This window comes from Rhodanobacter sp. FW510-R10 (genome assembly GCF_058781105.1).
Map to the genome: position 1 here is coordinate 1 of NZ_JBYSWL010000001.1, position 25,227 is coordinate 25,227.

Sequence of the window (25,227 nt, forward strand, 5' to 3'; positions counted from 1 at the left end):
TCGGCGGTGCCCAACAGGGATTCCGGCACCGGGGGGGCAATGCGCAACAGCCGCGGATCGCCCATCTTCAGGATTTCACGGATCATGCAAGCCTCCTACGCGACTGCACGCAAGCACCCCACTGCTACACAAAGTATGGACCTCGCCGCGTGAAGGCAAGCCGCTTCCGGGTATGGCTGCCGGAAGGGCGCTGAACTTGGCGGCACCTGCCTGCGCGCAGCCAATCCGCTACAATACCGGGTTCCCGCGGCCGCGCCAGACGCTATTCCCGCATGATCGCATTGGACGGGCGCAGCGCCCTTTCCCCCTTCCGCCTGGAACGCTTGAACCAACGCCTGGAAGCGCTGCACCACGGCGCACAGGTGCAGGCGGCGTGGGCGGTATATTTCCTCGACACCGGCACCTTGCCATCGGCCGAGCCGTATGCACGCCTGTTGCACCTGCTCGGCGCCAAGGGCGGGCCACCGGCGCCGGCGACGCTGTGGGTGGTGCCGCGGCTGGGCACCATTTCGCCATGGTCGAGCAAGGCCACCGAAATCCTGCGCCACGCCGGGCTGAATTTCGGGCGGGTGGAGCGTGGCCTGGCGTGGCAACTGGTGGGCTGGAACGGACATGACCCGGCCGAGCGGGCCGCAGTCGCCGCCCTGCTGCACGATGCGATGACCCAATCGCTCCTGGAGCGCATCGAGCAAGCCCAGGACCTGTTTCGTGCCGGCAGCCCCGGCCCGCTCGCGCACATCGCGCTCGGGCGTGATGCCCATGCTGCCCTGGCGCAGGCCAACCGGCACCTGGGTCTGGCGCTGGCCGAGGACGAGATCGATTACCTGGTGGCCCGCTATGCCGAGCTGGGCCGCGATCCCACGGATGCCGAGCTGTTCATGTTCGCGCAGGCGAATTCCGAACATTGCCGGCACAAGGTCTTCAACGCCAGCTGGACGCTCGATGGCGTGGACCAGGACCAAACCCTGTTTGGCATGATCAAGCACACCCACCACATGGCACCGGCGCGTACGCTTTCGGCGTATTCCGACAATGCCGCGGTGATCGAGGGCAGGGATGGGCAGCGCTTTTTTGCCGACCCGGAAGACGGGGTATGGCGCCGCCATGCCGAGCGCATCGATTTCGCCATCAAGGTGGAGACCCACAACCATCCCACCGCGATTGCACCGTGGCCCGGTGCGGCCACCGGCGCCGGCGGCGAAATCCGCGACGAAGGTGCCACCGGCCGCGGCGGCAAGCCCAAGGCGGGCTTGACCGGGTTTTCCGTGTCCGACCTGCGTATCCCCGGGCATGCGCAGCCCTGGGAGCTCTCGCGGCCCCTGCCGCCCCGGGTGGCCAGCGCGTTCGAGATCATGCGCGACGGCCCGCTTGGCGCAGCCGCGTTCAACAACGAGTTTGGCCGTCCATGCCTGGGTGGCTATTTCCGCAGCTTCGAGCTGGAAACCGGCGAGCCTGGCCTGCGCCACGGTTACGACAAGCCCATCATGCTGGCCGGTGGCCTGGCCAACCTGCGCCCCGGTCTGGTGCTGAAGCACAAGCTGCAGCCGGGCGACGCCGTGATCGTGCTCGGCGGTCCAGCCATGCTGATCGGGCTGGGCGGCGGCGCCAGCTCGTCACTGGGCTCGGGCGCCTCCACGGCCGAGTTGGATTTCGCCTCGGTGCAGCGCGACAACGCCGAGATGCAGCGGCGCTGCCAGCAGGTCATCGACGCCTGTTGCGCGCTGGGCGAGCACACGCCGATCGTCAGCATCCACGACGTCGGCGCCGGCGGTCTGTCCAACGCCATTCCCGAGCTGCTCAACGATGCCGGCGTGGGCGGCCAGATCGACCTCGCGCGTATTCCCTGCGACGATCCGGCGCTCTCGCCCATGCAGGTGTGGAGCAACGAGGCGCAGGAACGCTACGTGCTCGCCGTGCGTACCGCGGACGTTGCCCGCTTCGCCGCGCTGTGCCAGCGTGAACGCTGCCCGCATGCCGTGGTCGGCCAAGCCACCGCGGACCGGCGCCTGTTGGTCACCGATGCGCAACGCCAGCTGAGCGTGATCGACCTGCCGATGGACGTGCTGTTTGGCAAGCCGCCCAAGATGCACCGCGATGCGCGCCGCGTGCCGCAGCGCGTGGAGCTGCTGCCGGACCTCGGCGGCATCGGCATGGACGAGGCCTTGCTGCGCGTGCTGCGCCTGCCCGGCGTGGGCAGCAAGAGTTTCCTGATCACCATCGGCGACCGCACCGTGGGTGGCATGAGCCACCGCGACCCGATGGTCGGCCCCTGGCAGGTGCCGGTGGCCGATTGCGCGGTGATGCTCGCGGACTTCGACGGCTATGCCGGCGAGGCCATGGCGCTCGCCGAGCGCTCCCCGGTGGCCCTGCTTTCCAGCGCCGGTGCCGCACGCATGGCCGTGGGCGAGATGATCACCAACCTCGCGGCCGCGCCGATCGCCGACTTGGGTCGCGTGCGGCTGTCGGCCAACTGGATGGCCGCGGTCAACCACCCTGGCGAAGACGCGGCGCTGTTCGACGCGGTCAAGGCGATCGGCCTCGAGTTGTGCCCGGCACTGGGCATCTCCATCCCGGTCGGCAAGGACTCGCTGTCCATGCAGACCAGTTGGCACGATGGCGAAGGCGAGCAACACACGGTGTCACCGGTGTCGCTCGTGGTCAGCGGTTTTGCCAGCGTCGAGGACGTGCGCCGCAGCCTGACGCCACAGCTGCGCCTGGATCGCGGTCCGTCCGACCTGTGGCTGATCGACCTGGGTGGCGGGCGTGACCGTCTGGGCGGTTCGGCACTCACCCAGGTGTTCAACCGTGGTGGTGGCGTGGCCCCGGACCTGGAGGATCCCGCACGCCTGCGCGCGCTGTTCGACCTGGTGCAGGCGGCCAATGCCGCGGGCCTGGTGCTCGCCTACCACGACCGCTCCGACGGCGGCGTCATCACCACCTTGCTGGAAATGGCGTTCGCCGGCCATTGCGGGCTGGAGGTCCATTTGGACGGCTGGGCCGAGGCCAGCCTGCGCGCGCTGTTCAATGAGGAACTCGGCGCAGTACTGCAGGTGCCGACGGAGCGGCGTGCGGAGTTCGCGGTCCTGCTCGACCGGCACAAGCTCGGCGCCATGAGCCGCCGCATCGGGCGGCCGAAGGAAAAGCTCGGCATCAAGCTCTTCCTGGGCGACGAAGTGTTGTTCAAGTGGCGCTGGCGTGACCTGTTTGCCGCCTGGGCCGAAACCAGCCACGCCATGCAGCGGCTGCGCGACAACCCGTTGACCACGGACGCCGAACTGGCCTGGCGACTGGACGATGCCGATCCGGGCATCACGGCCAAGCTCGGCTTTGATCCGGCCGCGGACGTCGCCGCGCCGTTCATTGCCCGTGGCGCGCGGCCGCGACTGGCCGTGCTGCGCGAACAGGGCGTCAACGGCCAGGTGGAAATGGCCGCTGCGTTCACCCGGGCCGGCTTCGACACGGTCGACGTGCACATGTCGGATCTGATCGAGGGTCGGCAAAAGCTGGCTGGCTTCCACGGCTTTGCCGCCTGCGGCGGGTTTTCCTATGGCGACGTGCTCGGCGCCGGACGCGGCTGGGCCGCCTCGATCCTCTACCTCCCCGCGCTGCGCGAGCAGTTCGCCGCATTCTTTGCCGACCCGGGCAAATTCGCCGTCGGCGTATGCAACGGCTGCCAGATGCTGGCCCAGCTCAAGGACATCATTCCCGATGCCCAGCATTGGCCGGAGTTCCTGACCAATGCCTCCGAGCAGTACGAATCGCGACTGGTGACCATGGAAGTGCTGGACTCACCAAGCATGTTGTTCACCGGCATGGCCGGTTCGCGCCTGCCGGTGGCCGTGGCCCATGGCGAGGGACGGGTCAACTTCCCGCTGGCGTGCAGCCCGTCCAAGGCCTCGGCGGTACTGCGCTTCGTCGACAATCGCGGCAAGCCGACCGAACATTTCCCGCTGAACAGCAACGGTTCGCCGGGTGGCCTGGCCGGCTTCACCGCGGCCGGCGGCCGGGTCACGATCATGATGCCGCACCCGGAGCGGGTGTTCCGCAGCGTGCAGATGAGCTGGCACCCGGAGGGCTGGGGCGAGGACTCGCCGTGGCTGCGCATGTTCCGCAATGCCCGCGTCTGGTGTGGCTAGGCTGTGCGCCGCACGCGGCCATGAGCCTGCTGGACCTGCCGCCGTGGAACGTGGTGCTCGGGCTGGTGGCCTGGCTGCTGGTCCTGGCCCTGCTGCCCTGGTGGCTGGGCTTGTCGCTGTTGCTGGCCATGACCGTCATGCTGCTGTCGCTGCGCGCGCGCCTGTCGGACGAACACGCCCACTGGTTGCGCTGGGGCCTGCGCTGGGGCCTGCCCGGCATGCTGCTGTCCCTGCAGCGCGCGCTTGGCGGCGATGCGCTGGCCTGGACCATCGCGCTGCTCGGGGCGCTCGCCGGCTACATGCTCGTGGTCGGCCTGGAGCTGTGGCTCGATCGTGACCTGGTCCGCGAGCCGCTGCAGCCGCCAGGCACGCAGGGAACCGGCGCGACCGCGGCGGAATGGCCGGCGCGGATCATGCAATCGGCCCTCGGCCCGCCCGTGGAACTCATCGAGCTCGACGCCCCGCAGTGGCAGGATGCGGATGATGACTTGCCCGATCCCTGGGGCGGGCACGCACGCTACGTCGACGGCGGCTACGAGTTTGCCGGTCGGCGACGGCTCGAGGGCGTCGCCGACCGCGCCTGCTTTTCCCCCGACGGGCGCTGGTTTGCCGCCCAAGTCACGCGCGGTCCGGGCGTCTTGTTGTGGGATCGCCGGCACGACCGCGAGCATCGCCTGCGCCGCTGGCTGCTGGCCGGCTGGTACCGCGAACAACCCTGGCTGCAGCGGCGTCCCGAGACCCCGCCCTGCGCGCTGCACCAGGTACTGGGTACCGACGAGGTGGCCGATGCCGAACGCTGAGGAAGGTCTGAATAATTGCCGTCATCCCCGCGAAAGCGGGGATGACGATCAAGAGCGAATTGTTCAGAGCTTCCCTGACACTCACTACACTGGCTGCTTTTTTTACGCTGTGCGTGCCCCACGCTGATCATGCCGTCACCCTCCCCCTTCAACGCGATTCCCGCGCTCAGCGTCATCGTGGTGGCCGCCGACAGTGGGCCGGCCCTGCGCGAATGCATCCGCCACGTGCTCGGCTGGCCGCTGCACCTGGAATTGCTGGTGCTGGACAACGCCTCCAGCGATGGTGTGCCGCAAGCCGCCGCCCGCGCCTGGGCGCACGATCCACGGCTGCGGGTGACCTACAACCGCGAAAATCTCGGCTTTGGCGCGGCGGTCAATCGTGGCGCTGCGCAGTCCAACGGCGAGGCCCTGCTGGTGCTCAATCCCGACTGCATGCTGGAGGCGGCTGGCGCCACGCGATTGCTTGAGGTGCTGAACGGCGATTCGAACATCGGCCTGGTCGGCGCTGTCGCCTGCAATGCCCACGGCAGGCCCGACCCGGCGTCATGGCGCCGCGACCCGCTGCTCGGGCGCGCGGTGGCAAGCATGCTCGGCCTTGCCCGTGCCGGGGTCAACATCACCCGGCCGCTGCCCGACCACCCGGTCGATGCCGACGCGGTATCGGGTGCGGTCATGCTGCTGCCTCGCCGGGTATTCGAGCGCGTCGGCGGCTTTGATCCTGGATACTTCCTGCATTGCGAGGATCTTGACCTGTGCCGCCGGGTCCGCGATGCGGGCTTGCGCGTGATGCTTGCCGCGGATGTTCGCGTGCTGCACGCCAAGGGTGGTTCCAGCGCGCATCGCCCGATCTTCGTCAGCCGGCACAAGCACCGCGGCATGTGGCGCTGGTTCCGCAAGTTCGATCCGGCCGCGCACAATCCGCTGCTGGCGGGGCTGGTGTGGCTGGGCATCTGGACCCACTTCACGCTGCAGCTGCCGGCCCTGTTCGTACGCAAACTGCGGCATCGCCGATTCGGCAACCAGCAGGGTGGCGCCGGCCCCGGCAAATGAAGCACCCACCGCAACCCTCGCCCCGCCCGCAGGCCCGCTCCCGCACGGCCGGTTTACCCGGGCCGCCGCCGCGGCATGCCGCCATGCGCGTGGACGGCTGCTGATGACAACCGCCCACCCACAACGCGCGACGCTGCTGGCCACCGTCGCCCTGCTCGCGGTGACCGCGGTCTGGGGCTCGACGTTCGTGCTGATCAAGGATCTGCTGGCACGCATGGCGGTGGTCGACTTCCTCGCCGTGCGCTACGCGATTGGCGCGGCGGTGGCGCTGGCGGTATTTGCCGGTCCGACGTGGCGGCTCGGGCGCACACAATGGTTGCGGGGCCTGCTGCTGGGCGTGATCTACGGCCTGGGCCAGTTGCTCCAGACCTGGGGGCTGGACTTGATCGCGCCCAGCGTCAGCGGCTTTGCCACCGGCATGTATGTGATCTTCACTCCGCTCCTGGCCACACTGCTGTTTCGCCAGCGCATGGCACCCGTGGTGTGGGCGGCGGTCGCCATGGCGACCGCCGGGTTGGGCCTGCTCACCCTGCACGGCGTCTCCGTGGGCCTCGGGGTTTGGTTGACGCTCGCCGCGGCCGTGCTCTATGCGCTGCAGATCCTCGGCCTAAGCCGCTGGTCGAGACCGGGCGATGCCCTGGGCTTGTCGGCGGTGCAGATGCTGGCGATCGCCGTGGTTTGCGGCGCCGCCACCGTGCCACACGGACCGGCCCTGCCGCCGGATGCCGGCGCCTGGCTCGCCGTGTTGTACATGGCGCTGGTGGCCGGGGCGCTGGCCATGATCCTGCAGACCTGGGCGCAGGCCCACCTCTCGGCCACGCGCAGCGCCATCATGATGACCGGCGAGCCCCTGTTTGCCGCGGCGTTCGCCGTGGCCTTCGGCAGCGACCTGCTCAGTTGGCGCATGCTCGCCGGGGGCGGCCTGATCGTCGCGGCCATGGTGCTGGTGGAGTGGAAGCCCAGCCGCCGCCCGGCCTTGACTCCCTCTCCCCCGGCTCTGCCGGAGGAGAGGGAGTAGGCAACGCCTTCGCCTTGCTCAAGTATCAGTCCGGGGCGGCGGCCTCCTGGCGCAGGAAATCGCGCAGGAACGGCACGGTGATGCGCCTCTGCGCGGCCAGGGACGCGCGGTCGAGGCGGTCGAGCAGGTCGAGCAGTGCGCCGAGGTCGCGGGCATGGTGGGTGAACAGCCAATCCAGCACACTGTCCTCGAGCTGGATACCGCGCTCGGTGGCGTAGCGCTTGAGCACGGCGCGGCGTGCGGTGGTATCCAATGGCTTGAGCGCAAACCGGGTGCACGCGCCCAGCCGCGAGCGCAGGTCGGGCAACTGGATGCCAAGCTGGTCCGGCGCCGCCGACGCCGCAAACAGCAAGTCGAGCTGGCCGGCCCGGGCCTGGTTGTACAGATCGAACAAGGCATGTTCGGCGGTGGCGTTCCCGGCCACCGCGTCGAGGTCGTCCAGCGCCAGCAGCGTATTCCCGGTTACCGCTTGCAACGCGTCCACCGGATCGACGAGCGTCGCCAGCGGCACGTATTGCGCGCGGCGCGATGTCGCCGCCGCCGGGTGCACCTCGGCCGCAACGCCGGCGTCCATGTGCGCCTGGCAGGCAGCCATCAGCAGATGGCTACGGCCACTGCCAGACGAACCGTGCAGGTAAACCCAGGGCGCGCCCTCGCCGAGCGCCAGCGCGCGCACGGCGGCGACCGCGGCGGCATTGGGGCCCGGGCAAAAATGCTCGAAGCGTTGCCGTCGTGGCCAGCGCAGGGTCAAGGGCAGCTGGGCGGTCACGTCGTGCCCGGTTTCCCCGGTGTGGACGGCGTCGTCGGCCCGGTCGCCGGGTCGTTCGTTCCCTCGACCTCGACCTTGCCACCCCCATGCAGCTTGACATCGACCTCCGCCACCACCGGGTCGCCGCGGCCGCTTTCGGTATACAGGTTGCTCAGCCGATAGCGCTCCAGCAGGTAGCGCAGCAGGACCATGATCACCGAGGCCGCCGGCAGGGCCAGCAGCACGCCGAGGAAGCCGAACAGGTAGCCGCCCGCCATCACCGCGAAGATCACCGCCACTGGATGCAGGCCGATCTTGTCGCCGACCAGCTTCGGCACCAGCACGTAGCCTTCGAGCAGCTGGCCAAGTACAAACACGCCGCACACCAGCAACACGTGCAGCCAGTCCCCGTATTGCACCAGCACGGCCACGATCGCCGCGACGAAACCAATGATGAAGCCCAGGTACGGCACGAAACTCAACAGGCCGGCGACCATGCCAATCAATGGCCCGACGCTCAGGCCGACCAGCGCCAACCCGGCGCCGTAGAACGCACCCAGTGCCAGCATCACCAGCAGTTGCCCGCGCACGAACGCGCCGAGAATCGCATCCGACTCGCGCGCCAGATGCGCAACCGTCGGCTGCATCGAGCGCGGCAGCATGTGGTCAATCGTGGCGACCAGCCGATCCCAGTCGCGCAACAGGTAGAACGCCACCACCGGCACCAGCACCAGGTTCGTCAGCCATAGCACCACGTGCACGCTGGAGCTGGTGACCGTGCCGAGCAGGACACCGGCCAGGTTGCCGGCCGAGCCAAGGTGGGCCTTGAGGAAGGCCAGCAGCTGCTCGCCGCTAAGCGCGTCGGCATCCAGGTGCAAGTGGGCCTGCACCCATGGCCAGGCGGTATTCTGCGCCCACGCCGCATACGCCGGCAGGTTGTTGATCACGCGCTCGATCTGGTGCGCCACCAGCGGGATCAGCAGCAGCAGCACGCCGGCAAAGACCAGCAGCAGCACCAGGAACACGACGGTGGCGGCCCAGTTGCGGCCCAGGCCCCAGCGTTCCAGGCGGTCCGCCAGGGGATCGCCCAGGTAGCCCAGCATGGCGCCGATGGCAAACGGCATCAGCACCGGTCCGAGCAGCCAGATCAGGAACACGATGCAGGCGGCAATACCAAGGAGTTGCCAACGGCGGGCGGCTTCTTGATTCATGCTGACGCTCCAGGCAGGCGGGACGAGCCCAGGCAGCGGGCATGGCGCAAAGCGTGGCGCACTGCCGGCGTCTCTGTCACGTGCAGGTCGGCACTCATCGCCAGCATCCCTGATGGGCTGACATGCCTCAACGCAGCCAGCGCACGGTCACGTCGGCGCCGGCATGTGGCGCCCCCTGCAGCAGGACATGGCCATTGGCGGCAAGGTTGGCGGCAAGGCTGTCAAGCGGCAAGGCGGCCTGGACCTTGAGCAGCACGCCGTCGTCCTGTGCGCCGAGCGTATCGACCTCACGTACCGCCGGATCGGCGCGCAGGGCGGCCAGCAACCTGGCGTAATCCAGGGCCGAATGCAGGCCATCCACCCACAGCTTGCCCTCGCTCACGCTGGCCCCGACCACGTTGAGTTGCGCGTTCACGCGCGCAGCCACGCTCGCGCCGGCCGCCGCCAGCAGCTGATCCTCGGTCGTGCCCCGGTCACTCCAACGCTGGACCTGGCCGCCGGCGACCAGGGTCCAGTCCGCGCCGCTGGCGCGCAGCTTGCCCAGCAACACCAGGCCCGTGTGATAGCGCTGGTCGACCTGGGCCAAGGCCTTGGGGTCGGCGCCGGCCAGCTTGACCAGGTCCGGCGCCGCCCCCGCTTCCGGGTAAGCCACCGTGATGCCCTTGGCTTCAGCCGCCGCGGCGAGGCTTGCCAGCGCCGCCTGGTCGAACAGCGCGCCGCCCGTACCCTGCACCAGCAGCAAGACCGGTGGCCGCGCGCCGACGCTGGCAAAGCCAAGTTGCGCCACCAGGCGCTGCACCGCGGCCGGGGCAAAGTCGACGTGCAGGCTGATGCCGTCGCTGGCGCGCTGGTACTGGTATTTCTGCACCATGGACGAAGCGTCCTGCAGGGCCTCGGCATAGCCGGGCCGGTCGCGCAGGTCCTGGCCGCCGGCCACGCGCGCCAGCACCTGGGCCAGGGCGTTGGCAAAGGCGTCGTTGCGCTGCGCGTCGCTGGTATCCAGTGCCGGCACCACCACCGAATAAACCGAAGCCTGGACCTGGGCGCGGGCGGTGGAAGACCACCCGCCACCAAGCAACAGGGCAACCAGCAACAGGCACGACCAGCGCATGGGCAGCAGGATTCCAGGAAAACTCATGCCGCAGTCTGCCCAATCGGATCGCCAGCGTCCATCACCGCCGCGGCCCGGCGGCCCGGCCCTGATAAACTGACACGCTCTTCACTGGCGGTGCCTGCCATGTCAGATGCCCTCTCCTACCGCTCGGCCGGCGTCGATATCGATGCCGGCAACGCGGTGGTCGAACGTATCAAGCCGCTGGTGCAGCGCACCGCGCGCCCCGAGGTCATGGGCGGGCTGGGCGGATTCGGCGGCTTGTTCGACCTCTCCGGCCGCTACCGGGAACCGGTGCTGGTGTCCGGTACCGATGGCGTCGGCACCAAGCTGAAGCTGGCCCAGGCGCTCGGCCGGCACGACACGATCGGCATCGACCTGGTCGCCATGTGCGTCAACGACGTGCTGGTGCCGGGCGCCGAGCCGCTGTTCTTCCTCGACTACTTCGCCACCGGCAAGCTCGACGTGGACACCACCGTGGCCGTGGTGGCCGGCATCGCGCGTGGCTGTGAGCTGGCCGGCTGCGCCTTGATCGGCGGCGAGACCGCGGAGATGCCGGACATGTACCCCGCCGGCGAGTACGACCTGGCCGGCTTCACCGTCGGCGCGGTGGAGAAATCCGCCATGCTGACCGGCGCGGCCATCGTTGCCGGCGACGTGGTGCTCGGCGTCGCCTCGTCCGGGCCGCATTCCAACGGCTACTCGCTGATCCGCAAGATCCTGCAGCGCGCCGGCTGCACGCCGGCGAGCGGCGGGCTGGACCTGGACCTCGGCGGCGTGAGCCTGGGCGAGGCCCTGCTGGCGCCGACCACGATCTACGTCAAGGCCATGCTGGAGCTCCTGCGCAGCCACCCCGGCGACGTCCATGGCATGGCCCACATCACCGGTGGCGGGCTCAAGGAGAACATCATCCGCGTGGTACCGGCCACGCTCGGATTGCACCTGGACGCGTCCGCCCTGGTGCTGCCGCCGGTGTTCGACTGGCTGCAGCGCGAAGGCCACGTGGCGCGCGAGGAGATGTGGCGCACATTCAACTGCGGCATCGGCTTCACCCTCATCGTTCCCATCACCAGCGTGGCCAGGGTCGGCCAGGAGCTTGCGGCGCACGGGCTCGCCAGCAGGGTGATCGGCAGCGTGGTGCCGGTAGGCGAAGGTGGCGAACGCGTGCGGATCGACTGAAGCAATGCCCCCAGACAACAGCCAACCCCGGCCGCGCGTCGCCGTGCTGGCCTCCGGCCGCGGCAGCAACCTGGCTGCGCTGCTGGCGGCACGCGATCGCGGCGAGCTGGCCGCGGATTTCGTCCTGGTCGGCAGCGACAAGGTCGGCGCGCCCGCGCTGCGCCTGGCCGAAGCCGCCGGCGTGCCGACCGTGGCCTTGAGCCCGGCCAGCTATCCCGACCGCCCCAGCTACGACACCGCGTTGTTGCAACAGGTCGCCGGCAGCGGCGCGCAATGGCTGGTGCTGGCCGGCTACATGCGCGTGCTCGATGGCGACGCCTTGCGCCCCTGGGTCGGCCGCACGATCAACATCCACCCGTCGCTGCTGCCCAAGTACCGCGGCCTGCACACCCACCGCCGCGTGCTCGAGGCAGGCGATCTCGAACACGGCGCCAGCGTGCATTTCGTCACCGCCGAGCTCGATGGTGGCCCGGTGATCGCCCGGGCCCTCCTGCGCGTCGAATCCGGCGACAACGAGGACGCGCTGGCCGCGCGCCTGCTGCCCCTGGAACACCGGCTGCTGCCGGCGGTACTGGCACTGCTGCTCAGCGGTCGCCTGCAATATCTGGATGGCCAGGTGTGCCTGGACGGCAGGGCGTTGCCCACGCCGCTGCTGCTCGGGCCTGACGGGCTGCATGTCGCCGGATGAGGCCGTGGACATCGTCGACGTTCAGTTGGTCACTGCCACACTGGCGGCATGAAAATCCCTGCCCTGCTGCTTGGCCTATTCGGCATCGCCCCGCTGGCTGGCGGCGCGCACGCCGCACCCACGGCGCCGCAAGCCTTCACCGCCACCTACCAGGTCTCGCGCGATGGCCAGGACATGGGCGTGGCCACAGTCACGCTGCGCCCCGCCGACGACGGCAGTTGGGTCTATAGCAAGAACGTCAGCGGCACCAGCGGCCTGGCCGCCCTGCTCAATGCCAGCGTGCACGAAAGCTCGCGCCTGCGCTGGCGCAACGGCATGCCCGAGGCGCTGAGCTACGACTACGAGATGCAGGCGGCGGTCAAGCGCAAGCAACGCCACCTGCAGGTGGACTGGGCCAGCGGCCAGGTCACCGTACAGGACGGCAAGCGCGACTCCCGGTACGCCGCGCAACCCGGCATGGTCGAGCGCAACACCCTGCCGCTGGCGCTGGGGCTGGCGCTGCGCCAGGGCCAGCGCGAGGTGGCCTTGCCGGTGGCGGTGCGCCAGACCGTGCAGCGCCAGGAGTTCAAGGTGACCGCTACGCAGTCCGTCGACGTGCCCGCCGGCCATTTCAATGCCCTGCAGGTCGAGCGCACGGATGCCGACCGTGGCTTCACCGCGTGGTATGCGCCAAAGCGCTACCCGCTGCCGGTCAAGCTCGCCCAGCACGACGGCGGCGACCTGGTCATGGTGCTGGTGAGCTTCAAGTCTTCCTGAGCGCGCGCCGGTCGGGGCAGCTTGCACATGGAGGGGTGGTTCAGCCCTCGCCGGGCTCGGGAACATGGGCCCCTGATGGACTCAGCCAGGGACATGGTCCTTCCAGATCGTTGGGTTGCGGCGCGGATGAAACACCGCGAGCACAAGGATGACTTCGCGGCCATCGCGATGAAGCAAGCCATGCGGAAATCCCTCGCCTACCGGCCAGCGCCGGATATCGTGATCCTTTGCTTCCATGAGCAGGGGCTGGCGCGACATGCGCTTGACCGCCATCTCCACCGCCGCCTGGAAGCGGCGCGCCAGGCGCGGGGCGATCGTCGGTAATGGCTGCGTTCAGCGCGAAGGTCGGCGCGCGCCGAAGCCAGGAATGCGACCGGCTTCAACGGTCCTCGGCCTTCAGCTCCGCAAACACCTGCTCCGCCGGGATGGCCGGCTCGTCCCCCGCCAGATAGGCCGCATAGCGTCGATTGGCCTCCTCGAGCCACGCGGTTTCAACCTGACCGGCATCCGCCGACGGCCGGGTCTCGAGGCTGTCCAGCAGCTTCAATACCAGCGCCGTGCGTTGCGGTTCCGGCAGCAACAGCGCGGCGGTTTCGACATTCTTGGCAGCTTGGTTCATCGGATCACCCGGCGGCATCTGCCCCTAAGGAACCTCTGAACAATTCGTTCTTGATCGTCATTCCCGCGAAAGCGGGAATCCAGTGTCTTTGATTTCAACAACTTAACCTCACTGGATCCCCGCTTTCGCGGGGATGACGGCAATTATTCAGACCTTCCCTAAGTACTTTATCACCACGCAGCAACGGCTTGTGCCGCGCTTTCATCGCGCCGCAACCGCGTTCAAACGGTCAGCTCGCCGCTCATCAGCCGTGGCAGCAGCAGATGGCGGGCTTGGGCGAGTTTTAGTTTTGCTGGTCGAGATTGCCGATCTGGTCGAACATGGGCCGTAAGGAATTCCCTCGGGTTAGACTACGAGAAAATTCCACTTCTGGCCTCTGCAAATTTCCGGGGGATTACCAGGGCGATTCAATAAGCCAGGGCGCCTGGAGTCTCAGGTGATGTTCTACCGATCGGTCGCCTTGGGCAGCTCAAAGCCGGCCTTAGCCATCTTCTCGATCATGTATTTCAGTGCGTTGCGTTCCGAGGTGGAAATCTTGATGTCGCCGCGCGTCAACCGCTTGATGGCGGCAAACTACGCTGGCTTACCCGTCCACCTTGCCCTCAACGTTATCTCCCGGCGCCATCCCCGCGAAAGCGGGGATCCCGTGCTTTCAAGCGACCCGCAAGAGCCAAAACACTGGATTCCCGCTTTCGCGCACTGCTGTCCGGAATAAATTCGTACCTCGCCACCGAAAACGTTGCCACGCAAGGCTGGACAGCTGTCGCGTGCAACCCGGACTCAAAAATGACGGCTCACCCCTGTTGTCTTACCCTGGACCTCAACCTCCCCATCGTCATCCCCGCGAAAGCGGGGATCCAGTGCCCTTAGGTGTCCGTAAGGGCCAAGGCGCTGGATTCCCGCTTTCGCGGGAATGACGCCGGAGTGGTGGGGCGAGTGTGGTTCCGAAAACGTTCCGGACAGTAGTGCGCTTTCGCGGGAATGACGACGGGCGGTGTTTGGACGTCCCGGTGCGATTCCGGGGATAAGACAAACGCGGTGCCGATAACGTTCCGGACAGCAGTGCGCTTTCGCGGTAATGACGATCAAGAGCGAATTGTTCAGAGCTTCCCTGGGGGGGCGACCCAGCCGCTAAAAGGCGCGACGAACCACGGCCAGCGGGCTGCCGTCGCCGCTCAGTTCGGGAGGCGGCGGATGTGGGCGCCGAGCGCGCCGAGCTTCTCCTCGATGTTCTCGTAGCCGCGGTCGATGTGGTAGACGCGGTCGACCACGGTGTCGCCCTTCGCCACCAGCCCGGCCAGCACCAGGCAGGCCGAGGCGCGCAGGTCGGTGGCCATGATCGGCGCACCGCTCAGTTGCGGCACGCCGTGGACCACGGCGGCATTGCCGTCCAGGTGGATGTCCGCGCCCAGGCGCTGCAGCTCGTGGGCATGCATGAAGCGGTTTTCGAACACGGTCTCGGTGACCACGCCGGTGCCCTTGGCCACGCAGTTGAGCGCGGTGAACTGGGCCTGCATGTCGGTGGGGAAGGCCGGGTACGGCGCCGTGCTGATGTCCACCGCGCGCAACTCGCGGTCCTGCATGTCCAGGTCGATCCAGTCCTCGCCAACGTTGATCTGCGCCCCGGCCTCCTCCAGCTTGCCCAGCACCGCCGACAGGGTTTCTGGGCGCGCGTGCCGCGCCCGGACGTGCCCGCCGGTCATCGCCGCCGCGGCGAGGAAGGTGCCAGTCTCGATGCGGTCGGGCAGCACGGCGTACTCCGCGCCATGCAGCCGCTCGACGCCGTCGATCACGATGGTGGAGGTGCCGGCGCCCTCGATGTGCGCGCCCATGGCCATCAGGCAATGCGCCAGGTCCACCACTTCGGGTTCCTGTGCCGCGTTCTCGATGATCGTGGTGCCCTGGGCCAGGGCTGCCGCCATCATGATGTTTTCGGTCCCGGTCACGGTGACCAGGTCCATGACGATGCGCGCCCCGCGCAGGCGTCGCGCCGAGGCCTTGATATAGCCGCCCTCGACGCTGATCTCCGCGCCGAGCGCCCGCAGGCCGCGGATGTGCTGGTCGACCGGGCGCGAGCCGATCGCGCAGCCGCCGGGCAGCGACACCTCTGCCTGGCCGAAGCGCGCCACCAGCGGCCCCAGCACCAGGATCGAGGCGCGCATCGTGCGCACCAGGTCATACGGCGCCACGCAGGTATTGGTGGTGCGTGGATCGACGTGCATGCCCATGCGCTCGTCCAGCTCGAGCTGCACCCCCATCTGGCCGAGCAGCTCGATGAACGTGGTGACGTCATGCAGGTGCGGCACGTTGCCGATGCATACCGGCTCGTCGGCCAGCAGGCAGCCGGCGAGGATCGGCAACACCGCGTTCTTGGCGCCGGAAATATTCACGTCGCCGTTCAGCGGCGTGCCGCCATTGATCAGGATCTTGGCCATCGTGTTCCTTCAGTGGGATCGGCGCGCCACGGCCGCATCAAGGGCGTCGCGCCGCTTCCTCGGGGGTCATGGTGCGCAGCGCCAAGGCATGGATCACACCTCCCATGTGGGGGCCGAGCGTGGCATACACCAGCCGATGCCGCGCCAGGGGCAGCTTCCCGGCAAACTGGCTGGACACCACGGTGGCTTCGAAATGCACGTCGTCGGCGCTGTGCACCTGCACCTGCGCGCCAGCCAAGCCGCGCTCGATCATTGCCTGGATACTCTTCGAATCCATCGGTGATGCCCTTGCGGCGCCGGCAAAAGCGGAAAGTGCGTGCCGATGACGCTAAAATGTGCAACGGCCAATGGTAATGGAGTTGGCCGGCGCTTGGAACGTCGGACCAGGCAACCTACCCCGAGGCAGCATGAACGCACGCGCCACCCCCGTGATCGACAGCCCGGCCAGCGGCCTGCTGAACCCCGAGCTCGTCGCCGCCAGCGCACGCGACGTGATTGCAGCCGAGGCGGCCGCCATCGTCGCACTGGGCTCGCGCATCGGCCCGGAGTTCGTCGAGGCCTGCCGGCTGATCCTGGCCTGCAAGGGCCGGGTCGTGGTCAGCGGCATGGGCAAGTCCGGCCACATTGCGCGCAAGATTGCCGCCACCCTGGCCTCGACCGGCACCCCGGCGTTTTTCGTGCATCCGGGCGAAGCCAGCCACGGCGACCTGGGCATGATCATGCCCCAGGACGTGGTGCTGGCCTTGTCCTACTCCGGCGAGACCGACGAGCTGCTGGTGATCTTGCCGGTGATCAAGCGCCAGGGCATTCCGCTCATCGTGATCACCGGCAACCTGGCCTCCTCGCTTGCCGGCCTGGCCGACATCTGCCTGGATGGCAGCATTTCCTGTGAAGCCTGCCCGCTGGGCCTCGCGCCCACCACCAGCACCACGGTTGCGCTGGCCCTGGGCGATGCCCTGGCGATCGCGTTGCTGGAGGCGCGCGGCTTCACCTCCGACGATTTCGCGCGTTCGCACCCGGCCGGTGCCCTGGGCCGGCGCCTGCTGCTGCGCATCGGCGACGTGATGCATACCGGCGCCGACATCCCGAGCGTCCCGCCCCATGCCAGCCTGGCCAATGCGCTGATGGAAATGACCCGCAAGCGCCTGGGCATGACCGCCGTCGTCGACGCGCAGGATCACCTGCTCGGCGTGTTCACCGACGGCGACCTGCGTCGCGCGCTGGACGACAAGGACATCGACCTGCGTGGGGTCACCGTGGCCGAGCTGATGACCCGCGGGCCAAAGACCATCAACGCCGACAAGCTCGCCTCCGAGGCCGCGCAACTGATGGAGAAGCACCAGATCCACGCCCTGCTGGTGGTCGACGCCGAACACCGCGTGGTCGGCGCGCTCAACATCCACGACCTGCTCCGTGCGCGCGTGGTCTAGGCACGCCCGCTCCCGCCCCCTGAAGCCGCAGACACCAAGGCTGTGCCCAATCCTCCCTACCTCGCTGACGTATCCGCTGACGTGCTTGCCCGCGCAGCCCGCGTCCGTCTGGCCGTCTTCGATGTCGACGGCACCCTGACCGACGGCAAGCTGCCCTATGGCGGCGGCGACCACGACGGCAGGCAGTTCCACGTCCACGACGGCCTTGGACTGCGGTGCCTCCTGGCCCACGGCATCGAGGTGGCGCTGATCACCGCGCGGCAGAGCGAGGCCGTGGCCATGCGCGCAGCCGATCTCGGCCTCCGCCACGTCCTCCAGGCCCAGGCGGAGAAGCGTACCTGCCTGCTGGAACTGCTCGACGGTCTGCGGTTGCAACCGGCCCAGGCCTGCTACGTCGGCGACGACCTGGCCGACCTGCGTCCGATGCGCGCGGTTGGACTCGCGGTGGCGGTAGCGAATGCGCACCCGTGGCTCGCCGCGTACGCGCACTGGCAAACGTCCCGTCCCGGCGGGATGGGCGCCGCGCGCGAAGTGTGCGACCTGCTGTTGCAGGCGCAGGGCAAGGTGACCGACGAGCTGGCCCGGTGGCAGTGAAGCCGGGCGCGTGGCTGCGCGACCGGCGCATCCCGGCCGCCACTCTCGGCCTGGCCGTGGCGGCCGGGCTCGCCCAATGGTTGCTGCACTGGCTTGGCCCGGCACCGGCCGGGACCGCCCTCGAAGGCCCACCGCGCTCGGGCTACGTCCTGCACGAGGCGCGCATCAGCACCTACGACAAGACCGGCCAGCCCAGCCTGCACCTGCAGTCGCCACGCATCGAGCGGCGCGAGGCCGATGCCTCGCTGTACCTGGACACGCCGGTTTTCCAGTTGCCGGCAGGCCGGCCGGGGATCCCGGACTGGCAGGGCCAAGCCGAGCGCGGCTGGGTCAACCAGGGCGCCACCCTGGCCACGCTGGGCGGAGCCGTGGTCGTGCGGCGCGCTGCCTACGACGACACCCCACAGACCGAAATCCACACCGCGGACGTGAAGCTTTGGCCGCAGGACAAGAAGCTCGCTACTGCGGCGCCAGCGCAGTTGACCGAGGGCGCCACTAGAATCCGTGGGGTCGGCATGCGCGCCGACCTCAACCAACAACACCTGGAGCTGCTTGATGATGTCCACGCCACGTTCCCGCCGCGCCAGCGTCGGAATTAGGCTCACGTGTGTGCTCCTGGGCCCGTTGCTGATGTGGCCGGCACTTGCCAGGCAAAGCGACCGGAGCCAGCCGATGCAGGTCCAGGCACGGCACTTTGACGGCTACCAGAAACCCAACAGCGTCAGCACCCTGGCCGGCAACGTCGTCATCACCCAGGGCACGCTGCGTGCCACCGGTGACCAGGCCAAGGTGTTCCTGGATGCGAACACGCAGATCAGCCATGTGCTGGTCACCGGTGCGCCGGCACGTATCCAACAGCTCGACGACAGCGGCAACCTGATGCAAGGCCATGCCGCCAGCATCGACTACGACAGCGTGCGCGGCATCGCCGTGCTCGCCGGCGACGCCATGGTGAGCCAGCAGGGCCGCGGCACGGCGCGCGGCGACAAGCTCACCTACAACACCCAGACCAGCCAGATGACCGGCGACAGCGCGGGCGACGGCATGGTGCACATGATCTTCCTGCCCAAGCCAAGCGGCTCGGTGCAGCCGCCGGCCACGCCCGCACCGGCGGCGGCCGGCAGCGCCGCACCGGCTGCGGCCGCCGGTATCCCGGCCGGTCGCGGCCGGGGCTGACGCCATGCTCTCGGCCCAGGGCCTGCAAAAGAGCTACCGCACGCGCCAGGTGGTTCGCGACTTCGCGTTCGCCATCGACGAGGGCGAGGTGGTCGGCCTGCTGGGACCGAATGGCGCGGGCAAGACCACCTGCTTCTACATGGTCGTGGGCCTGATCGCCGCCGACGCCGGCAGCATCACCCTGGACGACCGCGACATCACCGCGCTGCCGATGCACACGCGGGCGCGCCTGGGCATCGGCTACCTGCCACAGGAGCCCTCGGTGTTCCGCCGCCTCAGCGTCGCCGACAACATCATGGCCGTGCTCGAGCTGCGCCGCGGGTTGGGCGACAAGCAGCGGCGCGAGGAACTGGCCAGCCTGCTTGCCGAGCTCAAGATCGAGCACATTGCCGGCCAAAAGGGCATCAGCCTGTCCGGTGGCGAGCGACGCCGGGTGGAAATCGCCCGTGCGCTTGCCGCCAGTCCCCGCTACATGCTGCTGGACGAACCCTTTGCCGGCGTCGACCCCATCTCGGTGGGGGAAATCCAGCGCATCGTGCTGCACCTGCGTGACCGCGGCATCGGCGTATTGATTACCGACCACAACGTCCGGGAGACGCTGGGTATCTGTGACCACGCCTACATCCTGAACGAAGGCACGGTGCTGGCACGCGGCTCGCCGCAGGACATCCTTGCCGACGACCGGGTACGCGAGGTCTACCTCGGCCACGAATTCCATCTTTGAAAATGGTGTCAGGGACAATTACACCCTGGGCAACGGTGGTTCGTCGTTTCCCCGCGTAATTGTCCCTGACACCATTTAGGGCCGCATTCGGCCCGGTAGCCGCTGCCGGAAGCACGGGTTAGGATTACCCATGCCCCTGGAACGAAGTTGGCATGAAACCCGCTATACAAATTCGTATCAATCAGCAGCTGGCCCTGACGCCGCAACTGCAACAGGCAATCCGCCTGTTGCAATTGTCGCAGCTGGAACTCGAGGCTGAGCTGCGCCAGATCGTCGAAGGCAACCCCATGCTCGAACTCGGTGAGGACGAGGAGGATGCCGAGTCCGAAGCCGAGGCGGTGGAGCGCGAGCATGACGGCGAGCTGTACGCGGCGACCCCGGCAGCCGACAATTCCAGCAGCGCCAACGTCGACGACGCACCCGACAACACCGGTGAATGGGCCGATGGCGGCGGCGAGGTCGAAATGCCGGTCGACTTTGCCGGTGGCGGCGTGGCGACCAGCGGCGGGAACTACGCCGACGAGGATTTCGAGCCGCAAAACGCCGCGGCCGAAACGCTGCAGCAGCACCTGCTCTGGCAGCTCAACCTGGCCGGGTTCGACGCCCGCCAGCAAGCCATTGCCACGGTGCTGATCGACGCCCTGAATCCAGATGGCTACCTGCAAGGTGGCCTGGAACCGGTGCTCGCGGCACTGCCGGCCCAATTCGAGGCCAGCGTAGCCGAGATCGAGGCGGTACGCCGCCACCTGCAGGGCTTCGACCCGCTGGGCGTCGGCAGCCTGGACCTGCAGGATTGCCTGCGCGTGCAGCTCGAGCAATTCGCCGCCGACACGCCGCAGCGCGACCTGGCCATCCGCCTGGTCGACAGCGAACTGGAGCTGCTGGCCCGCAACGATATTGCGCGCCTGGCGCGCAAGCTGCACGCCAGCGAGGAGGACACCGCCGCGGCGGCACGGTTGATCCGCAGCCTCAATCCGCGCCCCGGTGCGGCCATCGACGCCGTGCCGGTGGAATACGTCGCACCGGATGCGTATGCCTGCAAGCAGGGCACGCGCTGGGTGGTCAGCCTGAATCCGGATTGCCAGCCCCGGCTTGGCCTGAACCAGCATTACTGCGGGCTGATCGCCAAGGCCCGGGGCCAGGACGCCAGTTGGATGCGCGGCCAGCTGCAGGAGGCCCGCTGGCTGATCAAGAGCCTGGAATCGCGCGCGGAGACCCTGCTCAAGGTCGCCAGTGCGATCGTGCGCCGGCAGAGTGCCTTCCTCGACTACGGCCCGGAGGCCATGCATCCGCTGGTGTTGCGCGAGGTCGCCGAGGAAGTCGGCATGCACGAATCGACCATCTCGCGGGTCACCACGCGCAAATACCTGCACACGCCGCGCGGCACGTTTGAGCTCAAGTACTTCTTCTCCAGCGGAGTCTCCACCGAAGACGGCGGCAACGCCTCGGCCACCGCGATCCAGGCCATGCTGCGCAAGCTCATCGATGCCGAGGACCCGCGCAAACCCTTGTCCGACCAGAGCCTGTCCAAGACCCTGCACAAGCGCGGCATCCAGGTGGCACGCCGCACCGTGGCCAAATACCGGGAGGGCCTGCGCATCCCCAGTTCCAGCGAACGCCAGCGGGCCCGCTGAGCACCGCCACCCTTACGGGGAACTTGACACCGCTGTCGGGGTTCTCATGATCAGAACCGTACGCTGACACCACGGCAGGCATGGACCTGATCGATGCCTGCAGACCCGCCGCGCAATGCGGCAGTGCAGCACCAAAGGAGGCGCCTCCATGCAATTCCAGCTTAGCGGCCAGCAGATCGAAGTAACCCCGGCCTTGCGTGAGCATGCGACGAGCAAGCTCGACCGCCTGCTCCGGCTCGACGACAAATTGCTCAGCCTCGCCATCGTACTGACCATGGACAGCGGTCGCCAACGCGCTGACGGCACGCTTACCACCACTGGCACGGTGGTGCACGCCACGGCAATGGAGGCCGACATGTACGCTTCGATCGACGTGCTGTTCGACAAGCTTGCGGCGCAGCTGCGCAAATACCGGGACAAGGTTGCCGACAAGCGGCAGCGGGAAGCCCGGCAGGAACGCGAATACGGCTGAGCCGACGTGCGGGCTCCCTGAAACACGCGTGGAAACGTGGGAGCCCGCTGGCGGGTTCCCACAAAGATTGATCCGGGCTTGTCCGCGGGCGCCGCCCATACCCTTTCCAGCGCCCGCGTCTGCAGGCACCGACCGGCCCGGCGGCGTGCCTGACCGCAAGCTGGCACAATAGGTCCGGCGCGGAACGCTGCGAACCGCGCAGCATGAGGACCCCGGTTTGGATCGGATCAGCGCGCGACAGCTGTTTGACAGCGCCCATGAACGCATGGCGCTGCGTTGGGTATCCGGCATGCGCGGCGAAACCCGGGTCCTGGAGCCAGGCGTGGCGCGCAAGCGGCGCCCATCGTTGATTGGTTACCTCAACGTCATCTACCCGAACAACATCCAGATCATCGGCTCGGAAGAATTGAGCTTCCTGGATGGACTGGATTCGCGGCAACGCTGGGAAGTGCTGCACAAGATCGTCGCCCACCAGCCAGTGGCCCTGGTCATCACCAAGGACCAGCCGATTCCCTCGGACCTGCGCGACGTGGCCGACGAGACCGACACGCCGCTGTGGTCGAGCGAAAAGCGCGGCCACGAGCTGCTGACCTATCTGCAGTACCACCTGGCGCGCCAGCTCGCAGCCAAGACCACGCTGCACGGCGTGTTCCTGGAAGTGTTTTCCATCGGCGTGCTGATCACCGGCGAAGCCGGCTCGGGCAAGAGCGAACTGGCGCTGGAACTGATCACCCGCGGCCATCGCCTGGTCGCCGACGACGCCACCGAATTCACCCTGATCGCCCCCGACCTCATCGACGGTGCCTGCCCCGAGCTGCTGCAGGACCTGCTGGAAGTGCGCGGCCTGGGCGTGCTCAACATCCGCCAGATGTTCGGCCACATGTCGGTCAAGGCGTCCAAATACCTGCGCCTCATCATCCACCTGAAACCGCTGCGGGAGGGCGACGAGGACGACGCCGATGCCATGACCCGCTTCACCGGCGACGTCGGCCAGCGCGAGATCCTGGACGTCGCCATCCCGCTGATCACCGTCCCGGTCGCCTCTGGCCGCAACCTCGCGGTGCTGGTCGAGGCGGCCGTGCGCAACCATGCCTTGAAAAGCCAGGGCATCGACCCGGCGCAATCCTTCATCGACCGCCAGGCGCGCCACCTGCGCCGGCTGCCACCGTGGTGACGCCCATGTCCAGCACCGAACCCAATGCACGCCTCACGCCAGCGGGAGCCGACGAAACCCACCTGGTGGTGCTCACCGGCATGTCCGGCGGCGGCAAGACGGTGGCCCTGCGTACGTTGGAGGACCTCGGGTTCTTCTGCGTCGACAACCTGCCTTCGGCCCTGCTCTCCCAGCTGGTCGGCGCCGTGGCGCAAGGCGGCGCCGACGCGCATCGCCGCATCGCCGTGGGCATGGACGTGCGCACCCGCGGCACCGACCTGGCGCAAATACCCAGCGTGCTGTCGGCTCTTGCTGCCGCCGGCGTCAAGCTGCACCTGATCTTCATCGACTGCAGCGACGCGATCCTGATCAAGCGCTTTTCCGAGACGCGCCGGCGCCATCCCCTGGCCGCGCGCGGCCTGTCGCTCGGCGACGCCATTGCCGTCGAGCGCAAGTTGCTGCGACCGCTGATGGCGATCGCCGATACCGTGATCGACTCCAGCGAGCTCAACGTGCACCAGCTGCGCCGCCTGGTGGCGACCGGCTACGCCCAGGTCACCAAGGGCGTGACCTTGATGTTCCAGTCCTTCGCGTTCCGCCGCGGCCTGCCGCCCGACGCGGATTTCGTGTTCGACGCGCGCTGCCTGCCCAACCCGCATTGGCAAGCGGCGCTGCGCCCACTCTCGGGCAAAGACTCGCCGGTGCGCGAGTACCTCGAAGGCGAGCCGCTGGTGCAGGAATTCTTCGATGACATACGGCGCTGGCTCGACGCATGGCTGCCGCGTTTCGAAATGGACGACCGCAGCTACCTGACCGTCGCCATTGGCTGCACCGGCGGTCGGCACCGCTCGGTGTATCTGGTGGAAAAGCTTGCCGCGCACTATCGTGGCCAGCGCGAAGGCGTGCTGACCTTCCATCGCGAACTGGAGTAGGGCGCATGCGGCGTGAACCAGTTGCAGGCCTCGATGCGGGTGCGCCGGCTTGAGCGTAGGCGTGCTGCTCATGACCCATGAAGCGGTGGGCAAGGCGCTGATCGGCGCGGCCCGCCACGTCATGCCGCACCTGCCATTGCGCGTGGAAGCGGTGGAGATTGCCCCTGGCGCCGACCCCGAGGTGATGCGCCACGCCACCGCCCAGCACGCGCGCGAGCTCGACCATGGCGACGGCGTGCTCGTGCTGGCCGACCTGTACGGCGCCACGCCATGCAACATCGGCCTATCCCTGGCCGACCTTGGCGTGCACCTGCGCTGCGTGTCGGGGCTCAACCTGCCCATGCTGCTGCGGGTACTGAACTATGCGGAAAAGTCGCTGGACGAGCTGGCCAACATCGCCGCCAGCGGTGGCCGCGGAGGTATCCTGATCGACCATGCTTGAGCAGCAAATCACCGTCAGCAACCGGCTTGGCCTGCACGCGCGCGCATCGGCCAAACTCGTGCAACTGGTACACGGCTTCAATTCGACGGTGTGGCTGATCGGGGACAGCCGCGAGGTCAATGCGCAAAGCATCATGGGCGTGATGTTGTTGGCGGCCGGGCCAGGCACGACGCTGACCGTGCGCGCCGACGGCCCGGACGAGGCCCAGGCGATGGAAGCGGTGCTCGCGCTGTTCACCCGCAATTTCGACGAGGGTGCCTGACATGCTTCGCCTCCCGCCCCCCACCCCTTTCTTTCGCAGGATCCCGCTCGTGGGCGATGCTCTCGTCGTTCGAGTTCTACCTTGGTGGTCGATCAAGAGCTTTCGTGCACCTTCGGTGCCCGAGTCACTTTCTCTTTGTGTGGCCAAAGAGAAAGTAACCCAAGAGAAAGGCCACCCCGCTTGGCACTTTCCGGGCTTCCTGCCCGGAAAGTCCGTGAGGGCCGGCCGGGTTTTTCGGCCGGACTCCTGTCCGGTCGAAAAAGGCTCGACATCCTTGTCGAGCCCCCTTCGGGCCTTGTCGTCCGACCCTCACCGCCGCACAGGGGACCCCGAACAGCGGGCGCGCTCTTGCGCGCACTCCTCGAACAACCGGCCAGCCTGCGGCTTCCCGTTTCTCCGGCACTTCTCGCTTTTCTTGCTCTCGCGGCGGCGGAGCCGCCGCACCGAGTGCGGGCCAGGAAGGGCCCGCCCGCTCTTCGGGGTCCCCTGCACGGCGGTGAGTCGGAGACGATCAGGCCGCGTAGCGGGCATCGGCAGGAAGCCGATGCCTTTTCGACGGTACATGGACGTGCCGCCGAAAAGCCCGGCTCCGGCTCACGGACTTGCCGCCCAGGGATGGGCGGCAAGCGCCAAGCGGGGTGTCGTTTTCTCTTGGTT

The 25,227-nt window shown here is 68.1% G+C and carries 26 protein-coding genes; 20 read left to right on the forward strand and 6 right to left on the reverse strand.

The window, feature by feature from the left end:
• Nucleotides 1-272 precede the first annotated feature (272 nt).
• The 4 genes from purL to AC3WJB_RS00020 all read left to right on the forward strand — a co-directional run bounded on the left by purL (nt 273) and on the right by AC3WJB_RS00020 (nt 7,004).
• Complete coding sequence (gene purL / locus AC3WJB_RS00005) at nt 273-4,136, forward strand: phosphoribosylformylglycinamidine synthase (RefSeq protein WP_492677438.1); 3,864 nt, start codon at nt 273-275, stop codon at nt 4,134-4,136.
• 20 nt (nt 4,137-4,156) lie between these two features.
• Nucleotides 4,157-4,936: a hypothetical protein gene (locus AC3WJB_RS00010; RefSeq protein ID WP_492677440.1), complete on the forward strand. Its 780-nt coding sequence runs from the start codon at nt 4,157-4,159 to the stop codon at nt 4,934-4,936.
• A gap of 129 nt (nt 4,937-5,065) precedes the next feature.
• The gene (locus AC3WJB_RS00015; protein ID WP_492677442.1) at nt 5,066-5,986 is read left to right on the forward strand and encodes a glycosyltransferase family 2 protein; all 921 of its coding nucleotides are present in this window, start codon (nt 5,066-5,068) and stop codon (nt 5,984-5,986) included.
• A 103-nt stretch (nt 5,987-6,089) separates the two neighbouring features.
• A complete protein-coding gene (locus AC3WJB_RS00020; protein ID WP_492677444.1) occupies nt 6,090-7,004 on the forward strand; it encodes a DMT family transporter in 915 nt (304 codons plus the stop codon).
• Nucleotides 7,005-7,029: 25 nt separating this feature from the next.
• On the opposite strand, the gene hda is transcribed toward AC3WJB_RS00020, so the two are convergent.
• The 3 genes from hda to AC3WJB_RS00035 all read right to left on the reverse strand — a co-directional run bounded on the left by hda (nt 7,030) and on the right by AC3WJB_RS00035 (nt 10,101).
• Nucleotides 7,030-7,773, reverse strand: a complete 744-nt coding sequence (gene hda / locus AC3WJB_RS00025) for a DnaA regulatory inactivator Hda (protein ID WP_492677446.1) — start codon at nt 7,771-7,773, stop codon at nt 7,030-7,032.
• Nucleotides 7,770-8,963 carry an AI-2E family transporter gene (locus tag AC3WJB_RS00030; RefSeq protein WP_492677448.1) on the reverse strand — a complete coding sequence of 398 codons (1,194 nt, stop codon included), beginning with the start codon at nt 8,961-8,963 and terminating at the stop codon, nt 7,770-7,772. Before AC3WJB_RS00030 ends, hda begins: the two co-directional genes overlap by 4 nt.
• 127 nt (nt 8,964-9,090) lie before the next feature.
• Complete coding sequence (locus tag AC3WJB_RS00035; RefSeq protein WP_492677450.1) at nt 9,091-10,101, reverse strand: DUF8605 domain-containing protein; 1,011 nt, start codon at nt 10,099-10,101, stop codon at nt 9,091-9,093.
• A gap of 99 nt (nt 10,102-10,200) precedes the next feature.
• On the opposite strand from AC3WJB_RS00035, the gene purM reads away from it, so the two are divergent.
• The 4 genes from purM to AC3WJB_RS00055 all read left to right on the forward strand — a co-directional run bounded on the left by purM (nt 10,201) and on the right by AC3WJB_RS00055 (nt 13,021).
• Complete coding sequence (gene purM / locus AC3WJB_RS00040) at nt 10,201-11,253, forward strand: phosphoribosylformylglycinamidine cyclo-ligase (protein WP_492677452.1); 1,053 nt, start codon at nt 10,201-10,203, stop codon at nt 11,251-11,253.
• Between the two features lie 4 nt (nt 11,254-11,257).
• Nucleotides 11,258-11,941 carry a phosphoribosylglycinamide formyltransferase gene (gene purN / locus AC3WJB_RS00045; RefSeq protein WP_492677454.1) on the forward strand — a complete coding sequence of 228 codons (684 nt, stop codon included), beginning with the start codon at nt 11,258-11,260 and terminating at the stop codon, nt 11,939-11,941.
• Between the two features lie 48 nt (nt 11,942-11,989).
• Nucleotides 11,990-12,697 (forward strand): DUF3108 domain-containing protein, encoded by a 708-nt coding sequence (locus AC3WJB_RS00050; protein ID WP_492677456.1) that lies wholly within the window; start codon nt 11,990-11,992, stop codon nt 12,695-12,697.
• Nucleotides 12,698-12,823: 126 nt separating this feature from the next.
• Entirely contained in the window at nt 12,824-13,021 is a 198-nt protein-coding gene (locus tag AC3WJB_RS00055; protein WP_492677458.1) for a hypothetical protein, read from the forward strand.
• Nucleotides 13,022-13,076: 55 nt separating this feature from the next.
• Here AC3WJB_RS00055 and AC3WJB_RS00060 read toward each other — a convergent pair whose 3' ends face one another.
• Nucleotides 13,077-13,316 carry an addiction module protein gene (locus AC3WJB_RS00060; RefSeq protein ID WP_492677460.1) on the reverse strand — a complete coding sequence of 80 codons (240 nt, stop codon included), beginning with the start codon at nt 13,314-13,316 and terminating at the stop codon, nt 13,077-13,079.
• Between the two features lie 439 nt (nt 13,317-13,755).
• On the opposite strand from AC3WJB_RS00060, the gene AC3WJB_RS00065 reads away from it, so the two are divergent.
• On the forward strand, nt 13,756-14,031 hold the full coding sequence (locus AC3WJB_RS00065; RefSeq protein ID WP_492677462.1) for a hypothetical protein: 276 nt from the start codon (nt 13,756-13,758) through the stop codon (nt 14,029-14,031).
• 460 nt (nt 14,032-14,491) lie between these two features.
• Here AC3WJB_RS00065 and murA read toward each other — a convergent pair whose 3' ends face one another.
• Both murA and AC3WJB_RS00075 read right to left on the reverse strand, forming a co-directional pair.
• The gene (gene murA, locus AC3WJB_RS00070; RefSeq protein WP_492677464.1) at nt 14,492-15,751 is read right to left on the reverse strand and encodes a UDP-N-acetylglucosamine 1-carboxyvinyltransferase; all 1,260 of its coding nucleotides are present in this window, start codon (nt 15,749-15,751) and stop codon (nt 14,492-14,494) included.
• A 37-nt stretch (nt 15,752-15,788) separates the two neighbouring features.
• Nucleotides 15,789-16,028 (reverse strand): BolA family protein, encoded by a 240-nt coding sequence (locus AC3WJB_RS00075; protein ID WP_492677466.1) that lies wholly within the window; start codon nt 16,026-16,028, stop codon nt 15,789-15,791.
• A 130-nt stretch (nt 16,029-16,158) separates the two neighbouring features.
• Here AC3WJB_RS00075 and AC3WJB_RS00080 point away from each other — a divergent pair, with 130 nt between their 5' ends.
• From AC3WJB_RS00080 to AC3WJB_RS00130, 11 genes are all read left to right on the forward strand, one after another.
• On the forward strand, nt 16,159-17,181 hold the full coding sequence (locus AC3WJB_RS00080; RefSeq protein WP_492677468.1) for a KpsF/GutQ family sugar-phosphate isomerase: 1,023 nt from the start codon (nt 16,159-16,161) through the stop codon (nt 17,179-17,181).
• A gap of 81 nt (nt 17,182-17,262) precedes the next feature.
• The gene (locus tag AC3WJB_RS00085; RefSeq protein WP_492677470.1) at nt 17,263-17,775 is read left to right on the forward strand and encodes a KdsC family phosphatase; all 513 of its coding nucleotides are present in this window, start codon (nt 17,263-17,265) and stop codon (nt 17,773-17,775) included.
• Nucleotides 17,766-18,374, forward strand: a complete 609-nt coding sequence (gene lptC, locus AC3WJB_RS00090) for an LPS export ABC transporter periplasmic protein LptC (protein WP_492677472.1) — start codon at nt 17,766-17,768, stop codon at nt 18,372-18,374. The genes AC3WJB_RS00085 and lptC overlap by 10 nt, the downstream gene beginning before the upstream one ends.
• Nucleotides 18,375-18,405: 31 nt before the next feature.
• Complete coding sequence (lptA, locus tag AC3WJB_RS00095; protein ID WP_492683010.1) at nt 18,406-18,951, forward strand: lipopolysaccharide transport periplasmic protein LptA; 546 nt, start codon at nt 18,406-18,408, stop codon at nt 18,949-18,951.
• Between the two features lie 4 nt (nt 18,952-18,955).
• Nucleotides 18,956-19,675, forward strand: a complete 720-nt coding sequence (gene lptB / locus AC3WJB_RS00100) for an LPS export ABC transporter ATP-binding protein (RefSeq protein WP_492677474.1) — start codon at nt 18,956-18,958, stop codon at nt 19,673-19,675.
• 152 nt (nt 19,676-19,827) lie between these two features.
• Complete coding sequence (locus AC3WJB_RS00105; protein WP_492677476.1) at nt 19,828-21,309, forward strand: RNA polymerase factor sigma-54; 1,482 nt, start codon at nt 19,828-19,830, stop codon at nt 21,307-21,309.
• A gap of 148 nt (nt 21,310-21,457) precedes the next feature.
• Nucleotides 21,458-21,781 (forward strand): ribosome hibernation-promoting factor, HPF/YfiA family, encoded by a 324-nt coding sequence (gene hpf, locus AC3WJB_RS00110; protein ID WP_492677478.1) that lies wholly within the window; start codon nt 21,458-21,460, stop codon nt 21,779-21,781.
• 217 nt (nt 21,782-21,998) lie between these two features.
• Nucleotides 21,999-22,955: an HPr(Ser) kinase/phosphatase gene (gene hprK, locus AC3WJB_RS00115; RefSeq protein ID WP_492677480.1), complete on the forward strand. Its 957-nt coding sequence runs from the start codon at nt 21,999-22,001 to the stop codon at nt 22,953-22,955.
• Between the two features lie 5 nt (nt 22,956-22,960).
• Complete coding sequence (rapZ, locus tag AC3WJB_RS00120; protein WP_492677482.1) at nt 22,961-23,866, forward strand: RNase adapter RapZ; 906 nt, start codon at nt 22,961-22,963, stop codon at nt 23,864-23,866.
• 49 nt (nt 23,867-23,915) lie between these two features.
• Complete coding sequence (locus tag AC3WJB_RS00125) at nt 23,916-24,308, forward strand: PTS sugar transporter subunit IIA (protein WP_492677484.1); 393 nt, start codon at nt 23,916-23,918, stop codon at nt 24,306-24,308.
• The gene (locus AC3WJB_RS00130; RefSeq protein WP_492677486.1) at nt 24,301-24,570 is read left to right on the forward strand and encodes an HPr family phosphocarrier protein; all 270 of its coding nucleotides are present in this window, start codon (nt 24,301-24,303) and stop codon (nt 24,568-24,570) included. The genes AC3WJB_RS00125 and AC3WJB_RS00130 overlap by 8 nt, the downstream gene beginning before the upstream one ends.
• The last annotated feature ends 657 nt before the right edge of the window (nt 24,571-25,227 follow it).

Bases quoted from the DNA above. Each gene is read 5' to 3' on its own strand.
- AC3WJB_RS00080 (WP_492677468.1), top strand. From the start codon at position 16,159: ATGAACGCACGCGCCACCCCCGTGATCGACAGCCCGGCCAGCGGCCTG.
- purM (WP_492677452.1), top strand. From the start codon at position 10,201: ATGTCAGATGCCCTCTCCTACCGCTCGGCCGGCGTCGATATCGATGCC.
- purL (WP_492677438.1), top strand. From the start codon at position 273: ATGATCGCATTGGACGGGCGCAGCGCCCTTTCCCCCTTCCGCCTGGAA.
- AC3WJB_RS00075 (WP_492677466.1), bottom strand. From the start codon at position 16,028: ATGGATTCGAAGAGTATCCAGGCAATGATCGAGCGCGGCTTGGCTGGC.
- AC3WJB_RS00060 (WP_492677460.1), bottom strand. From the start codon at position 13,316: ATGAACCAAGCTGCCAAGAATGTCGAAACCGCCGCGCTGTTGCTGCCG.
- AC3WJB_RS00130 (WP_492677486.1), top strand. From the start codon at position 24,301: ATGCTTGAGCAGCAAATCACCGTCAGCAACCGGCTTGGCCTGCACGCG.
- AC3WJB_RS00010 (WP_492677440.1), top strand. From the start codon at position 4,157: ATGAGCCTGCTGGACCTGCCGCCGTGGAACGTGGTGCTCGGGCTGGTG.
- AC3WJB_RS00020 (WP_492677444.1), top strand. From the start codon at position 6,090: ATGACAACCGCCCACCCACAACGCGCGACGCTGCTGGCCACCGTCGCC.
- AC3WJB_RS00105 (WP_492677476.1), top strand. From the start codon at position 19,828: ATGAAACCCGCTATACAAATTCGTATCAATCAGCAGCTGGCCCTGACG.
- AC3WJB_RS00065 (WP_492677462.1), top strand. From the start codon at position 13,756: ATGTTCTACCGATCGGTCGCCTTGGGCAGCTCAAAGCCGGCCTTAGCC.
- lptA (WP_492683010.1), top strand. From the start codon at position 18,406: ATGTGGCCGGCACTTGCCAGGCAAAGCGACCGGAGCCAGCCGATGCAG.
- rapZ (WP_492677482.1), top strand. From the start codon at position 22,961: ATGTCCAGCACCGAACCCAATGCACGCCTCACGCCAGCGGGAGCCGAC.
- AC3WJB_RS00030 (WP_492677448.1), bottom strand. From the start codon at position 8,963: ATGAATCAAGAAGCCGCCCGCCGTTGGCAACTCCTTGGTATTGCCGCC.
- hpf (WP_492677478.1), top strand. From the start codon at position 21,458: ATGCAATTCCAGCTTAGCGGCCAGCAGATCGAAGTAACCCCGGCCTTG.
- AC3WJB_RS00015 (WP_492677442.1), top strand. From the start codon at position 5,066: ATGCCGTCACCCTCCCCCTTCAACGCGATTCCCGCGCTCAGCGTCATC.
- AC3WJB_RS00055 (WP_492677458.1), top strand. From the start codon at position 12,824: ATGAAACACCGCGAGCACAAGGATGACTTCGCGGCCATCGCGATGAAG.
- lptB (WP_492677474.1), top strand. From the start codon at position 18,956: ATGCTCTCGGCCCAGGGCCTGCAAAAGAGCTACCGCACGCGCCAGGTG.
- AC3WJB_RS00035 (WP_492677450.1), bottom strand. From the start codon at position 10,101: ATGAGTTTTCCTGGAATCCTGCTGCCCATGCGCTGGTCGTGCCTGTTG.
- murA (WP_492677464.1), bottom strand. From the start codon at position 15,751: ATGGCCAAGATCCTGATCAATGGCGGCACGCCGCTGAACGGCGACGTG.
- AC3WJB_RS00050 (WP_492677456.1), top strand. From the start codon at position 11,990: ATGAAAATCCCTGCCCTGCTGCTTGGCCTATTCGGCATCGCCCCGCTG.
- purN (WP_492677454.1), top strand. From the start codon at position 11,258: ATGCCCCCAGACAACAGCCAACCCCGGCCGCGCGTCGCCGTGCTGGCC.